Raw genomic sequence first — 14,780 nt, 5'->3', positions numbered from 1 at the left:
CGTCTACAGCGCTTCCTTGTACGCCTCGAGCGTCTCCTCGACGTCTTCCTCGGTGTGGCCGTAGCTGACGAACTGGCACTCGAACTGGTTCTGCGAGAGGAAGACGTCCTGGTCTTTCATCTGACCCCAGAAGATGCGCCGCCAGCGCTCGGTCTCGGCGTTTTTCACGTCGGCGGCGTTCTTCGGGCAGTAGTCGTAGCGCGGGCAGGTCGGGTTCTGCCGGCAGCCCGCTTCGCACTGCTCCTCGAGCGAGTCCGGCCCTGGCCCGTCCCGCGTGAAGATTACCTTGAACATGCTGTCGGTGCCGGTGACGGTGTAGCTGGGTGCCTGGTCGGCGACGATGTCGGTCAGCCCGCTCCGCAACTGATCGCCCAGCCCGTTGACGTGGTCGTAGACGTCGTTTTCCGCGGCGAATTTCAGGGTCTCGAGGCCGGCGGCCATCGTGACGGGGTGGCCCGAGAAGGTGCCGGCCTGAAAGACGTCGCCGGAGGGGGCAAACCCCTCGACGATCTCGGCGCGGCCGCCGATCGCGCCGACGGGGAAGCCGCCGCCGATAATCTTGCCGAAGGTCGTCAGGTCGGGCGTGACGCCGAACTCGCTTTGCGCACATCCCAGCCCGCCGACGCGGAAGCCGGTGATGACCTCGTCGAAGATCAGGAGCGAGCCGTGCTCGTCGGTGATCTCGCGGAGGAACTCGTGGTACCCGTCTTCGGGATGGACGATGCCGTAGTTGCCCAGGATGGGTTCTGTGAGGACGGCCGCGATGTCGTCTCCGTGTTCGTCGAAGACTTCGCGCATCGCGTCCTCGTCGTTGAACGGGACCGGGAGGGTGTGCTCGGCGAACGACTGCGGGACCCCCGCGGAGGACGGTTTCGGGTTTTCCGCGTCGCCCTCGACCAGCGTCGACTCCTGTGCGCCGTGGTAGCCGCCCTGCATGACGACGATCTTGTTCCGGCCGGTGTACCCCCGCGCGAGGCGCACGGCGGAGACGGTCGCCTCCGTCCCGGAGTTGACGAAGCGGATCTTCTCGACGCTCGGAACGTGGCGGACGACGAACTCCGCGAGGTCGACCTCGACCTCCGTCGGCGTGCCGTACATCGGCCCCTCGCTCGCGTTCTGCTGGACGGCAGCCCGGACGGGTTCGGGGAGGTCGTGGCCCAGCAGCAGCGGCCCCAGTCCCATCACCCAGTCGATGTATCGGTTGCCGTCGGCGTCGATGACGTGGCCGCCCTCGCCTTTGCGAACGAAGAACGGATACGGTTCGATCGCCGCGCGAACCGCGGAGTTGACGCCGCCGGGCATCACCGACAGCGCCCGATCGTACAGCGCGCGTGAGTTATCCTCGGTCATACGCGGGGCTTGGGATTCGGACGGCAAAGTAGTACCGAGGTCCGTTCGCGAACCGCCGTCCGGCGGCCGAACGTGTCCGGGCTCGAGCCCCGGCGGAACGTCGACAGCGGGACTCGAGCCCCGCCGCTCGAGGCGATGAAAACGGCGAGAAACGGCCGAGCCGGACTCGGCTGCGGCCAACGCGGACGACGATCGACGTTTCGGACGGAGCGCGCTGCACGTCGGCCCCGTCCTCGAGCCGCCGGTAATCGACTACGTCTCGCGCTCAGACGGCGTCGGGTCCGGTCTTACCGGTACGGATCTGCGTCGCGCCCTCGACGGGCATGACGAAGATCTTGCCGTCGCCGGGCTCGCCGGTCTCGGCGCCTTCGCGGATGGCGTCGACGACTTCCTGGGCCGGGATGTCCGCGACGACGCACTCGATTTTGACCTTCTGATGGAGGTCGACCGTGTACTCCTCGCCGCGCCACTGGCCCTTCTTCGCGGGCTGGGAGCCGCGGCCGGAAACGTTGGTGACGGTCAGCGACGGCGCGCCGGCTTCGGCCAGCGACTGCTTGATCGCCCCGAGGCGGTCGGGACGCACGATCGCGGTGACCATCTTGATCTCGCCGCCGTTCGGTGCACCGCCGTCCGTGCGGAGGATCTCGCTGGACCCACCGTCGGTGGCGACGTCGGGCTGACCGAACTCGGGGTAGGTGTCGACGCCGTGTTCGGAGACGTCGAGACCGTCACGCTCGTGTTCGGGCGTGACGCGGGCCTGTCCGATCGCCTTGAGCGCACCCCAGACGACGGCGGTCGCGGCGATCGTCCAGGCGGCGATGACGACGACGCCGAGGAGTTGCGCGACGAATACGTCGACGCGGCTACCGCTGATTCCGCTCATATATTCGGGAGCGGCGACGACCGGTAGCAGCAGCGTTCCGAGGATGCCGGCCGAACCGTGGACGGGGAAGACCGCGCAGACGTCGTCGATCTTCAGGTAGTTCTCGACGACGTCGAAGACGATGGGGAGCTGCGCACCGGCGAGTCCGCCGACGAGAAACGCCCCCCACCAGGTCGACGCGTGGGGAATCGCGGTGATCCCGACGAGGCCGGCCAGCAGTCCGTTCGCGACGTACAGGGTGTCGACTTTTCCAGTTTTGAGCCAGGCGACGAGCCCGGCACCCATCGCACCGCAGGCCATTGCAACCGTCGTCGTCATCGCGACGCGACCGACGTAGGCGAAGTCACCGAGCGCTAGTCCTTCTTCAGTAACCGAGATGACCTGCGCGGCGGTGCCGACGTTGAAGCCGTACCAGCCGAACGCGAGGATGAGCGTCCCGAGCACGGCGAAGGTCAGCGAGTGACCCAGAATGACGTTCGCGGAGCCGTCCTCGTTGTAGCGGTCGAGGCGCGGTCCGAGCATCCAGGCGGCGGTGAGTCCGGCGATGCCGCCCATCCCGTGGACGATCATCCCGCCGGCGAAGTCGTCGAACAGCACGCCGTTGTACGAGAGCAGTCCGCCCGACCACGTGAGACCGGTGACGACGGGGTAGATCACCGCGGCCAGCAGGAAGGTGTACGTGACGTACGCGCGAAGCTTCGCACGGCCGGCCACCGCCCCGGAGACGATCGTTGCGGCCGTCATCGCGAAGACGGCGCCGAACAGCCAGCCGGTCCATTCGTTGACCTCCGCGACATCGAATCCGGGTGCGAACCCGCTACCGGCGACGAGCCCATCGACGCCCACGCCGATGAGGAAGAACACCGTCACACCGACCGACCAGGTCAGCAGGTTCTTCGTCAGCTGGTTCGCCACGTTCTTCGAGCGCACCTGTCCCGCCTCGAGCATGGCGAAGCCGGCGTGCATGAAGAAGATCAGGAACGTCACCATCAGCACCCACACGAGGTTAATTCCCTCTGCGAGGACCTCCAGATCCGACATCGTCTGCAACAGCGTCGGTTCCATCATTCGCCCACCCCCATACCGTTTCTACCGCCATCCGTTTGTTGTAGACGTTTGTCCACGTCTGAACCGTTCGAGCTCATGGTTGTCTTCTGAATCACGTCTGAACCCGATGGACTAGCTTCATATAAGGGTTAGCGTTGACGATCGTCTAAAATAGTCCAGGTAATAGGAACAACCGAGCAAATCTAGAGGGGAACTAATGTGTATAAGGCAATACGATCTTACGGATTTTTCGAGCCGTGGTTATATATTCTCTCTTTGTAAAGCTGGAAAAACCGGAGCGCTTCGAATATACCACCGTACAGTGCCGAAATGGTGCCGTCGAAGGCCCGATATCGCTCGCGCGCGGCAGATGTTGCCAGTCGTTGTGGTACAGACGCGGGCGGATGGACGTTCGTCCGAATGCTGCCGAAAGCGATCGAGCTACCTCGTCCGCACTGGCGACTGCATCGGCAGTGGCCGATGCCTCGGAGCACCGTCAGTAGTCCCGAGAAACAGTGGCTGCCGTCTATCGGCGTCGGTCCGCGGCGAGTCGCTCTGCGACATCCTCCGCGAAGTACGTCAGAATGAGGTCTGCACCCGCACGTTTGATCGAGAGCAGCGACTCGAGCGCCACGTCCTCCAGTTCGAGCCATCCCTTCTCGGCGGCGGCGTGGAGCATGGCGTACTCGCCGGAGACGTTGTAGGCGGCGACGGGGTGGTCGAACTCCCGGCGGACGGCGCTGACGATGTCCAGATACGGCAGGGCGGGTTTGACCATCATCACGTCTGCACCTTGCTCGGCGTCGAGACGGGCCTCCCGAAGTGCTTCGCGGGCGTTCGCGGGATCCATCTGATAGTGTCGCCGGTTGCCGAACGCGGGCGCGCCGTCGGCGGCGTCCCGGAACGGGCCGTAGAAGGCGCTCTGGTACTTGACCGCGTAACTCATGATCGGAACGTGTTCGAACCCGTCGCGGTCCAACGCCGACCGGATGACGCCGACCATCCCGTCCATCATCCCGCTCGGCGCGATCATGTCCGCGCCCGCACGGGCGTGGGAGGTGACGATCTTCTCCAGCGCTTCGAGCGCCGCGTCGTTGTCGACGGTCATCGTCGGTTCGCAGGCCGGCCCGTCCGCCTCGACGACGCTGCTGTCGGTCCGTAGTTCCTCCTCGAGCGGGCCGCAGTGGCCGTGGTCGGTGTACTCACAGAGGCAGACGTCGGTGACGACGTAGGCGTCGGTCTCGCTCGTGATTCGTCGGAGAGCCTCCTGAATGACGCCGTCTTCGGCCCAGGCGCGGCTTCCCTCGGGATCCTTCGACTCCGGAATCCCAAACAGCATGACCGCCTCGACGCCCGTCTCGAGGACTTCCTCGACGCGGGCGACGGACTCCTCGATCGGCACCCGTTCGTGGCCGGGCATCGACTCGATCGGCACCCGCTCGTCGGCTGTCGCGTCGACGAACACCGGAGCGATGAGATCGGCGGGCTCGAGGCTCGTCTCGCTGACGAGCCCGCGGACCCGGTCCTGGCGGAGCCGCCGGGGGCGATGTGTGAGATCCATACGCTGGTATTCGACGGGAGCCGCAAAAGCGACTCGCTCCGGAAGCGATCCGTCAGAGCCCAGCGTCCCGGAGCCGCCGCTTGACGCTCGCGACGGTCGGCAATCGTCGCTGCAGACGCGTCAGCGCGAACATTCCGCGGGCGTACCACGCGGTCGGCACGCCCGGCGGGGCATCCAGCGGGCCGATCCGAGAGGTCGCGACCGTTCGGGACTCGAGGTAGCGCCTGATCCCTTCGGGTCCGTGGCGGCGGCCGAGTCCGGAGTCGCCGAAGCCCCCCATCGGCGCGTCGACGGCCGCCCAGCCGGAGATGTAGGCGTCGTTGACGCAGACGGTGCCGCAGTCGATTTCGCGGGCGACGGCGACGCCCCGTTTTCGGTTCCCGGTCCAGACGCTCGCGTTCAGCCCGTACTCGGAGTCGTTGGCCTTCCGAATCGCCGTCGCGACGTTCGGGACCGACTCGACCGCGACCACCGGGCCGAAGGTCTCCTCGCAGGCGGCCGTCGCCTCGGGCTCGAGGTCCGTCAGGATCGTCGGTTCGTAACAGAACGGCCCCACGTCGGGTCGGCGCTCGCCGCCCGTTAGCACCGTCGCCCCCCGCTCGCGCGCGTCCTCGACGTGAGCCTCGACGCGCTCGAGTTGGTCGCCGTCGATCAGCGATCCCACGTCGTCCTCGAAGTCGAAGCCCGTCCCGAGGGTGAGCTCCTTCGTTGCATCGACGAAGGCTTCGCGGAACTCATCGGCGATCGAGTCGGCGACGTAGATGCGCTCGGCGGCGAGACACAGCTGGCCGGCGTTCGCGAAACAGGCCTGGACCGCACCGCGGGCGGCCTCCTCGATATCGGCGTCGTCGAGGACGATCAGCGGGTTCTTCCCGCCGAGCTCGAGCGAGCAGTCGATCAGGTTGCGGCCCGCCTGTTCGGCGACGAGCCGGCCCGTCTCGGTGCTCCCGGTGAAAGAGACGTAGTCGACGCGGTCGATCAGCGCCGGGCCGACGGTCGCGCCGCGCCCGGTGACGATCTCGAAACAGCCCTCCGGAAGACCGGCGCGCTCGAGCAGGTCCGCCAGCGCGAGCGCGGTGTACGGCGTCTTCTCGTCGGGTTTGAGCACGACGGCGTTGCCCGCGATCAGCGCGGGCAGCACGTCGGTCAGCGAGAGCGTGAGCGGGTAGTTCCACGGCGAGATCGCACCGACGACGCCGACCGGCTCGTAGGTCACGCGGGCGGTCGTCGCGAGCGGAAAGACGCCCTGCCGGCGATCCTCCCCGAGCGCCGAATCGCCGCGATCGGCGTAGTACGAACAGGTCATCGCGACGTCGAGGACCTCCTCGACGGCGTGGCGGCGGGACTTGCCCGTCTCGAGTTGCAGGATATCGAGCAGCTCCGCCCGGTGTTGCAGGACGAGGTCGCCGAATCGATCGAGGATCTCGCGGCGCTCGTCGACCGGCGTTTCGGCCCACGACGATTGCGCCTCTCGAGCCCGGTCGACGGCCCGCTCGACGTCGGTCTCGCCGCAGTCCGGCACCTCCCCGATCGAGGTATCCGTCGCCGGCGCTCGCACGTCTATCGTTTCCGTGCCGTCGCAGCCGACCCGATCGGCCAGCGCCGTGAGTCGCCCCGCGGACACGTCCGTCGCTGCGAGGGCGTTCGTCCGTGTCTCCGTCTCGAGTGCCATGAGTACTCACACCGTCTGCACCTGCGCCCATACGCCTTTGCCTCGCGGAGGGACCCTCGAGCGGTTCGGCAGTCGAATCGTCTCTCCCGCTCGCAACGGTGCCTGATCGGGGCGGCTTGGCTATTGTTACAACTGAAGTATGCGGTCGTGTACTCCGGGATCACTCACGACCAGTTTATACGCGCTGCTGGCGGATATCGACCGATGGCAGCACAGTCACGACAGAAGGGCGCAGCGCGGTGTACGGACTGCGGCAGAGCGCTGGCGGTCTGGATCTCCTCGAGCGGGACCCGGCCGATCGGGAGCGCCGACGGCTGTCCCTGCGGTGGAACCTCGTTTCGGCCGTTCGAGTGATCGACCGCCGATAGCGCCCGTCTTATAACGGCGTGGCGCCAGAAGGCCTCAGTCCTTCCCGACTCTTGATCGTACGGCCGCTATGTCCGACGCCGAGGAAGCGGTCGGGGCGCTCGAGGAACTGGGACTGACGGAGTACGAGGCTCGGTGTTTCGTCGCGCTCACGCGCATTTCGAAGGGGACTGCCAAGGAGATCAGCCAGGTCGCGGACATCCCTCGCTCGCGAGTGTACGACACCATCGAGCGACTCGATCGAAAGGGACTGGTCAGCGTCCAGCAGACCGAGCCCCGCGAGTACAAGGCCGTCCCGGTCGACACGGCGTGTCGGCGGATCCGTGAGGACTACGACTCCCGGATCAACGCCGCCGAGAACGCCCTCGGTCAGCTCGAGGAGCCCGACTCGCCGGACGACGAGGGGATGTGGGCGATCACACAGCGCGAACACGTCACCGAGCGCGTCGTCACCTTCCTCGAGGAAGCCGAAGACACCGTCCACTACCTCGTCCCGGCTCCCGAGGTTGCGGATCGAGAGATTCTCGTGGCGCTCGAGTCAGCCGCGGACCGCGGCGCCAGCGTCTACGTCGAAGTGCCGACAGCGGACGCCCGCGTGGAGTTCGCGAACGCGGCCCCGAGCGCGGAGATCGCGGTCGCGTCGGACCTCGAGGAGACGAACGACGTCTACGACGAGTGGCCGGCCCAGTTGCTCCTAGTGGACAAACGATCCATCGTCGCGGCCGGCATCAAGGAGAGCGATCTGCCCGACGTGGTCAACGAGATGGCCGTCTGGACCTACGGCCGCGATCACGGCTTCGCCGTCTGGATGCGCGAACTGCTCGACAACCGCCTCACCGACCGCGACGAGGACGGCTGACTCCGGGCGAGCGATCGCCACCCGTTTCGTGCGATGGCGACGACCGCTCGAGGCCGCTACTCCACGACGATCGTGCCGACCATGCCGGCGTTCTCGTGGGGGATACAGACGTACCCGTGTTCACCGATCGTCTCGAAGGTGTGGACGTACGACTGGCCCGACTGGATCGCACCGGTCCCGTTCTCCCAGCCCTCGCGAGCGGCCGACTCGCTCTCGAAGCCGCCCGAAGCCCAGTACGCGGCACCGCCCGGAATCTCGTCCTCGTACGCCGTCACCGAGTGGGGCTCGCCACCCGCGTGTTTCCAGGCGACGGTGTCGCCCGCTTCGACGGTGAGTTCGGCCGGCTCGAACGCTACCGCCGTCATGTCGACGACGTGGTCGGCGTCGTCGGGAACGCCCCCGACGACGTTCGGACCGCCGGCCAGGTCGGGCTCGTTCTCGCCCTCGCCGGAATCGGTGTCGCCGACGGGTGCGGCGTCCGGCGCGCCGGCGACCGCGAACTGTGCCCGTAGCGCCGCCGTCGCGAACGTCTCGGCGGCCCCGCTCACGCCCGATCCCGCCTCGAGCGCGCCGATGTAGTCGTTCAGGGCCGCCTCGAACCCCTCGTAGGCCTCGTGGTCGGCGTCCTCGAGCAGTTCGTGGACGCGCGCCTCCTCGAACCGCGCGAACGTGTCCTGGCCGATCGCCGTCGCTGCACCGTTGAACGAGCCACCCGCCGCAGCGACCACGGCATATATCGCCTCGATCGCCTCCGCGTTGAACTCGCGGCTCGCCGACGCAACGTCGCCGCCGCGCCCCGCGGCGCTGCCCGCCGCTTCGAGCGCGCCCTCGAAGGACTCGTAGCGGTCGTGATCGGCTTCCTCCAGCGCCTCGTGGAAGCCGCCCGCGCCGCCCTCGAAGTGCTGGAACGCCGCCTGGACGACGGCTTCGGCGCGTCCGGTCTCGCCGAGGACGGCGAGGACGCCAGCATCGAACACCTGCGCGGCCATGTAGCCGCTCTCGACGGCGCTGACCTGCGCCGTCGTGCCCGCGGTCGTCTCGAACTCGAGTAACGTTTCGCGGATCCCTGCGACGTGCTCGTCGACGCTCGTCGCGTCGTCGTTCTCGAAGGCCCCGATGAGGCCATTCAGGTGTTCTTCCTCGAAGGCGTGGTAGAGCGATTCGCTGGTCTCTTCGAGCGTCTCGTGGAAATCGGCCTCGTTGGCCTCGAAGGTCTCGAACAGCCCGCGGGCGGTCTCGGCGGCGACCGCGTTCTCGCCGAGCCGGTAGCGCTCGTAGGCGTCCTCGATGCGCGCTTTGACGTAGCCTGCCTCGAGCAGCGCGGGTTCGACGCCGGTGCCAAGTGTCTCGATCCCGGTGACGAGCGCGTCGTCGATCGTCTCGACCGCACTGCCGACGCCCTCCGCGTCGTCGTTCTCGATGGCCGTCGAAAGCGCTTCCAGCCCGTCGTGTTCGAACTCCTGGTAGGCGTCCTCGCTGGCCTCTTCGAGCGCCTCGTGTGCGCGGGCCCCCTCGAAGTGGGCGAATACGTTTTCGACGATCCGCTTGGCCGCGGCCACCCGTCCGCGCTCGTAGAGCCACGCGGCGTCTCGCACGCGCAGTCGGTAGACGGTCAGCGCGGCCGCGTGGGCGAACGCCGTCGACGGCCCGCCCAGGCTCGCGAGGGCCGCGGCGTCCCAACCCTGCGCCTGGAACGTCGCGACGTGGCCCGCACCCGCGGCCGCCTCCGACGGCGCGATCGCGTACGAGCCGTCGAGCGCGGCCGCGAGTCCGTCGCTCGCGCTCGAGCGCACCGCCTCGGCGTCCTCGCCTTCCGCCGCACTGACGACGCCGTCGATCGCGGCCGCGAGTCGCCCGGCCGCGTCGCCGTCTGCTCCCTCGAGCGTCTCGTAGACGTTCGATTCTTCGAATCGGGTTCCCGTCACCGAGGCGACCGTCGCGGCGGCATCGAACGAGCCAGCCGAAGCGAGTACGACGGCGTTCCGGAGCGTGTCGGCGACCAACTGGAGGTCCATCGCCTGCGCCACATCGTCGCCGGCGAGCGCCCGCTGGGCCGCTCGGAGCCGGCCGCTCGCGATCACCGCCTCTTCGCGGGCGCGCTCGAGGTCGCCCTCCTCGAGGCCGGCCGTTCGGAGTTCGCCGAGGGCCTCCTCGAACTCGGCGTAGTTGTCCTCGCCCGTCTCCGCTAACGTCTCGTGGGCGTTGTTCGCTCCCGACGCGTTCTCGAACCGTTCGAAGACGTTCTGTGCAACAGTTGCGCCGGCGTCGGCGTGGCCGCCGCGGCCGAGCGCGAACGCGTCCCAGACACGGGCCCGGATCGCGTTCCATTCGGCGGCGACGCCGAGCGCTGCCGGCTTCGTCGTCTCACTATTTTCCGCCGACTGCTCCCCTCCGAACGGGCTGGCACACCCGGCGAGACCGAGCGAGAGGACCGTTGCACCGCTTCCTTTCAACCACTCACGTCGCGTTCGCATCATTTTTAGGCTCGCCTAATGACATATGAGAGTGTCGATTTTTTCGGCGAGCCTAAAACGTGTGTATCGATATCGAAATCGTCATCGCGCGGACTGTAGCGAAGACGTACTTTTAAGTAAACGTCCCTCGTTTGATCTGTTAGCAATGGCCATAGACCCACAGTTCCACGAGAACCGCGAACAGGTCGACGAACACGAGGGACACGTCGTCTGGGGTCCCGTCGACGAGCCCGAGGAACTCGGGATCCACGGCACCCACGTCGCGGTCGATTTCGACCTCTGTATCGCGGACGGGGCCTGCCTCGAGGACTGCCCGGTCGACGTCTTCGAGTGGGTCGACACGCCGGGCCATCCGGAGAGCGAAGAGAAAGCGGATCCCGCGAACGAAGCGCAGTGTATCGATTGTATGCTCTGCGTCGACGTTTGTCCCGTCGACGCAATCGACGTCGACGCCGGACGAACGGCGTAAAATTACTCGGCGCGGTCGACGTCGACTTTCTCCTTCAGGTTCTCGAGGCCGTCGGCTTCCGCGAGCTCCTGTAATCGTTCGCGGAAGTGTTCCTCGCAGAGGCCGACTTTGAGTCCGTCTGACTCCGCGGCGAAGGCGGCCTCGCGGTCACAGTAGTGACAGTTCATACGCAGCCGTAGGAACCAGAATGCATTGAACCCTCCGCTATCGGCGAACGGTTATGGTCGCCACAGAACGTCACTGCACACTCGATCGCAGGGCGGACGCACAGTTCGGAGCGAGCAGCGAGAGCGAGAGCCGCGGACTGTCCGATCGGTGTATACCCGTTTCAGTTGTCACTACGGGCCGACTCCGTCGGAAGGTCGAGGCGCTCGTAGGCCCGACGGGAGAGCCCGTCGACGCCGAGCCGCTCGTCGTGAGCGTCGCTGCCGCCGGTCGCGAGCAGGTCGTGGCGCTCGATCGTCCGCTCGACCGGCTCGCTGTCGACCTCGCGACCGTAGGGGTACCGCAGTTCGACGGCGTCGAGGTCGGCCGCCAGCGCGAGCGCGCTCTCTGGGTCGCGGTACCGTAAGGGGTGGGCCAGCGAGACGAGTTGGCAGGATTCGGCGAGCGCCGCGTGACCTCGCTCGAACGACGGTACCTCTCGTGGTACGTAACACGGGCAGTCGGAGCCGATGAGGTGATCGAACGCAGCCTGATAGTCGTACTCCGCGTCGGGATGGGCCTCGATCGCCCGCGCGATGTGGGGCCGCCCGAACCCGCCGTCGACCGTCACGTCCAGATCGATCCCCAGGCGCGATTCGACGCAGTCGACGATCGCCTGCCCGCGCTCGATGCGGTTCTCCTGAATCCGCTCGAGGATGGTCTCGAGTTCCGCGCTCGGCTCGAGGCCGTACCCCAGCAGGTCGATTCGCTGACCGCCGCCGGATCCGAGATCCGGCGAGGATCGCCTCGCGTTGCTCGGCTCACCACTCTCCGTCCCGACCCGCAGCTCGATTCCGTGGAGCAGCGTCACGCCGTCGCGCTCGACGACCGGCCCGTCGAACGGCTGGACCCGGTCGTGGTCCGTCACCGCGACGAGTTCCACGCCGTCGCGGCGCGCGACCTCGGGGACCGCCTCGAGTGTGAGGCTCCCGTCCGAGCGCGTCGTGTGGACGTGTAAATCCGCATATGGCATACCGTACCCGAACGGCCCCGGTCCTAAAGGCGTTTCTCCGCCCCTGCACCCGATTTCCCGGAATCTCTAGGGTGATTCTAGTACCTTTAGGTGTACAGTGTGACTAGGAAACATAGATGGACAATGTTTATAATTATCGTTCACGGAGGTTCGGGTGTAATGCTGCTCAATGGCACCGGCGAGGTCATCGACGACCACGAGTACCCCGCGACGACCGAGGAATTGATCGAGGAGTACGGGGACCGCACCCTCGAACTTCCCAACGGAAGCGAAACGGTCGGCGATGTACTCGCCCGCCTCGAGTCCGAAACCTTCGAAAATCCGGAAGACGCGCGTTTCGCCGTCTACTCCGCAGTCAGCGACAAGGCCGTCGGCCGCGTCGGTTACAGCGACCGCGACCCGACCCCGGTCGGGAGCCCGTACTCGCCCGACGCAGTTTCCTTCTAGAACCGAACTTTTTACGCCTCGGGTTCGCCTGCGGCGAACCGCTCGGCGCAAAAACTTCGATGAAAAAGCCGAGCGCTCGCTTCGCTCGCACTCGGTACTGCCACTTGTATTTTCCACAGGCGGAGGTGTCAACTGTTGGTATCCGCGAGCGACCGCAGGGAGCGAGCGGGCCAAGGAACCCTCGAAGCCGCGCCAGCGGCGCAGCTGAGGGGGTGACGCCGTGCTTTTCATCAAAGTTTTGCCGAGGGTGCGCCTTCGGCGCACCCGCAGCGCAAAAGTTTGGTTAGAAGGTGTCGATGACCGGAATGCCGACCGTCTCGAAGTCCGTCATTGCGTCGAGTTTGTCGCTGACGTCCTCGAGACCGATCGTCTCGGAGACCACCTTCTCGGGCTCGAGTTTCCCCGTCGAGACCATGCGGAAGATCTCGTCGTAGCGGGTCGGCGGCATCCCCAGCGAGCCGATGAACTCAATCTCTTGCATGACCATCGCGTCGGACGGGAGGGAGATCATCCCCTGTTCGTCCTGGGTCGTGAGGCCGACCTGGATGTGCTGGCCGCGGGCGTCGAGACTCGAGACGGAGTTCTGGCTGGTCGTCGCGATGCCCAGGGCGTCCATCGAGACGTGAGCGCCGCCGTCGGTGATCGCCGAGACTTCGCCGGGGACGTCGCCGACGTCTTCCGCGTTGATCGTCTCGACGGCGCCGAGGGACTCGGCTTTCTCGAGTTTCTCGTCCTTGAGGTCGACGGCGATGACGTTGGCGCCGAGCGCGTCGGCGATGTGGACCGCCGAGAGGCCGACGCCGCCGCAGCCGTGGACCGATACCCAGTCGCCCGCGCCGACGTCCGCGCGGTGGGCCAGCGCGTGGAACGAGGTCATGAACCGACAGCCGAGGCCGGCCATGTCGACCGACGAGACGCCGTCGGGGAGTTCCACGAGGTTGTGGTCGGCAACGGGGACGTGGACCTGTTCGGCGAACGCGCCCTGCGCTTGCTCGATGAATCCGAGCGGCATCACGTTTTCACAGATGTTCGAGTGGCCGCGCTGGCACCGCGGACAGGTCCCGTCGCCGAGGTTGAACGGAACTGCCACGTGGTCGCCCTCCGCGACGTTCTCGACTTCGTCGCCGACGGCGACGACGTGGCCGGCCGGCTCGTGGCCGAGGATCTGTCCCGGCTGGGTCTCGAGGCCGAGCCACCCCCAGTCGCCCTGCCAGCCGTGCCAGTCGCTCCGACAGACGCCGCACGCTTCGAGCTCGACGACGGCCCCGTCCGGCGCCGGCTCCGGCGCGTCGACGTCTTCGATCGATAGCGGTTCTCCGTGTTCTTCGAGGACAGCTGCGCGCATGCGTATGGCTCTCGGTATCGACCTACATATACGTGCGACCCGTTCTCAGCGGCTGATAGGTCCGTCTCGTCGAGCGGCGTCGGCTATCGACTGTCGGTCTGGCCGATCAGTCCAGAAATTCGATCGCATCGCCGAACTCGAGGGGGACCCCGCCTTTCCGGTAGCCTTCGACGTGGCCGTCCGGCCGGGCGCGATACACGACGGCGGGTCGGTGGCGCACGTCCGGCTGTTCGCCGCGGACGGCCGCCCAGGCGTCGTCTCGGAAGCTCGAGCAGTCGACGAACAGGGTCGCGCCGCCGCCGTGTGCGGCCAGCTGGCCGTTGGTCTTGGTCTCGGCGGTGTCGCGGACGGCGGCCACGGGGCTGGACGCGGCGCGGTTCTGGGGCGGTTGCGGGCGAGTGACCTCGACGAGGACGTTGGTGTCGTCGGCTTCGGCTCGGAAATCCAGCGAGTGCCCGGTCGTCACCTCGATTTCGGGCACCACGTCGTAGCCCGCGTCCGTGAGGATCTTCGCGGCGATGAACTCGGCCATCGCGGCGCTCATCCGGACGCGGTCGACGTGGTTGCTGGTGCCGAGTTTACCCGACATGACGTGTCGGTACTCGTCTAAGACGCCGGTCGCGAGGAACTCCTCGAAGAAGCGCGTCGCCTCGTCGCGGCTCGCGTCGGGGAAGCCGGCGGCGTGGTCGCGGAAGAACGAGCGGGTGGAGTCGCGCCCGTCTTTGGACATGAACACCGGCAGAAAGAACCACGAGAGGTGCGGATAGTCGGCGAGCCAGGCATCCTCCTCGTGAAGCGTCGCGGTCAGTTCCCGTTTGGCCCACCGCGAGACGTGGTGGGGGACCTCCCGCCAACCGAACTTGTCGGTCTTCCACAGCGCGGAGGGCGTTTCCGTGTTCCCCATCCAGTACGCCTCGTCGTCGGTGCGCGCAAAGAGAGCGACGTCGCCGTTGTCCATTTCGAACCGGTGTGATCGCCAGTTCCCGCCGATCTTGAACCACGGCGTGACGGCGCGAGCCCCGATATTGGACTGCAAGGGCTGGAGAATATCGTTGTGAACTCGCCCATCGCTCCAGGACTGGGGCGAGTATCGAAAGCGAAGCGGCCGTGCCACGGTTCCTCTTAGAGCG

General features: G+C 66.8%; 13 protein-coding genes. 4 read left to right on the top strand and 9 right to left on the bottom strand.

The annotated features are described in order from the left end of the window. Positions 1–3 precede the first annotated feature (3 nt). The 4 genes from NDO75_RS14050 to NDO75_RS14035 form a co-directional block, all read right to left on the bottom strand. Positions 4–1,350 (bottom strand): glutamate-1-semialdehyde 2,1-aminomutase, encoded by a 1,347-nt coding sequence (locus NDO75_RS14050; RefSeq protein WP_310907095.1) that lies wholly within the window; start codon positions 1,348–1,350, stop codon positions 4–6. Positions 1,351–1,615: 265 nt separating this feature from the next. After that, the gene (locus NDO75_RS14045; protein WP_310907532.1) at positions 1,616–3,298 is read right to left on the bottom strand and encodes an ammonium transporter; all 1,683 of its coding nucleotides are present in this window, start codon (positions 3,296–3,298) and stop codon (positions 1,616–1,618) included. Positions 3,299–3,806: 508 nt separating this feature from the next. Beyond that, positions 3,807–4,841, bottom strand: coding sequence for a porphobilinogen synthase (gene hemB / locus NDO75_RS14040; protein WP_310907094.1), 1,035 nt, complete (start codon positions 4,839–4,841; stop codon positions 3,807–3,809). 52 nt (positions 4,842–4,893) lie between these two features. Beyond that, a complete protein-coding gene (locus NDO75_RS14035) occupies positions 4,894–6,513 on the bottom strand; it encodes a succinic semialdehyde dehydrogenase (RefSeq protein ID WP_310907093.1) in 1,620 nt (539 codons plus the stop codon). Positions 6,514–6,717: 204 nt separating this feature from the next. On the opposite strand from NDO75_RS14035, the gene NDO75_RS14030 reads away from it, so the two are divergent. Continuing rightward, complete coding sequence (locus tag NDO75_RS14030) at positions 6,718–6,867, top strand: hypothetical protein (protein ID WP_310907091.1); 150 nt, start codon at positions 6,718–6,720, stop codon at positions 6,865–6,867. A gap of 82 nt (positions 6,868–6,949) precedes the next feature. Further along, complete coding sequence (locus NDO75_RS14025) at positions 6,950–7,738, top strand: helix-turn-helix domain-containing protein (RefSeq protein ID WP_310907090.1); 789 nt, start codon at positions 6,950–6,952, stop codon at positions 7,736–7,738. A gap of 56 nt (positions 7,739–7,794) precedes the next feature. On the opposite strand, the gene NDO75_RS14020 is transcribed toward NDO75_RS14025, so the two are convergent. Next, entirely contained in the window at positions 7,795–10,215 is a 2,421-nt protein-coding gene (locus tag NDO75_RS14020) for a DUF5059 domain-containing protein (RefSeq protein ID WP_345784905.1), read from the bottom strand. A 142-nt stretch (positions 10,216–10,357) separates the two neighbouring features. On the opposite strand from NDO75_RS14020, the gene NDO75_RS14015 reads away from it, so the two are divergent. Next, positions 10,358–10,681, top strand: a complete 324-nt coding sequence (locus NDO75_RS14015; protein ID WP_310907086.1) for a ferredoxin family protein — start codon at positions 10,358–10,360, stop codon at positions 10,679–10,681. A gap of 2 nt (positions 10,682–10,683) precedes the next feature. Here the strand turns inward: NDO75_RS14015 and NDO75_RS14010 are convergent, their stop codons facing one another. Next, positions 10,684–10,848 carry a DUF6757 family protein gene (locus tag NDO75_RS14010; protein ID WP_006110911.1) on the bottom strand — a complete coding sequence of 55 codons (165 nt, stop codon included), beginning with the start codon at positions 10,846–10,848 and terminating at the stop codon, positions 10,684–10,686. A 161-nt stretch (positions 10,849–11,009) separates the two neighbouring features. Next, positions 11,010–11,858, bottom strand: a complete 849-nt coding sequence (locus NDO75_RS14005) for a PHP domain-containing protein (RefSeq protein ID WP_310907084.1) — start codon at positions 11,856–11,858, stop codon at positions 11,010–11,012. A gap of 159 nt (positions 11,859–12,017) precedes the next feature. Here NDO75_RS14005 and NDO75_RS14000 point away from each other — a divergent pair, with 159 nt between their 5' ends. Then, positions 12,018–12,305, top strand: coding sequence for a DUF2795 domain-containing protein (locus NDO75_RS14000; RefSeq protein ID WP_310907083.1), 288 nt, complete (start codon positions 12,018–12,020; stop codon positions 12,303–12,305). A 283-nt stretch (positions 12,306–12,588) separates the two neighbouring features. Here the strand turns inward: NDO75_RS14000 and NDO75_RS13995 are convergent, their stop codons facing one another. Together NDO75_RS13995 and NDO75_RS13990 are read right to left on the bottom strand one after the other, a co-directional pair. Next, positions 12,589–13,650 (bottom strand): zinc-dependent alcohol dehydrogenase family protein, encoded by a 1,062-nt coding sequence (locus tag NDO75_RS13995; protein WP_310907082.1) that lies wholly within the window; start codon positions 13,648–13,650, stop codon positions 12,589–12,591. Positions 13,651–13,756: 106 nt separating this feature from the next. Continuing rightward, the gene (locus NDO75_RS13990) at positions 13,757–14,764 is read right to left on the bottom strand and encodes a DUF5784 family protein (protein ID WP_310907081.1); all 1,008 of its coding nucleotides are present in this window, start codon (positions 14,762–14,764) and stop codon (positions 13,757–13,759) included. Positions 14,765–14,780: the final 16 nt, after the last annotated feature.

This window comes from Natrinema sp. 1APR25-10V2, from assembly GCF_031626495.1.
Classification (GTDB): domain Archaea; phylum Halobacteriota; class Halobacteria; order Halobacteriales; family Natrialbaceae; genus Natrinema.
Note: the sequence above shows the minus strand (reverse complement) of the source record. Positions and strands in the feature narration are given on the sequence as shown.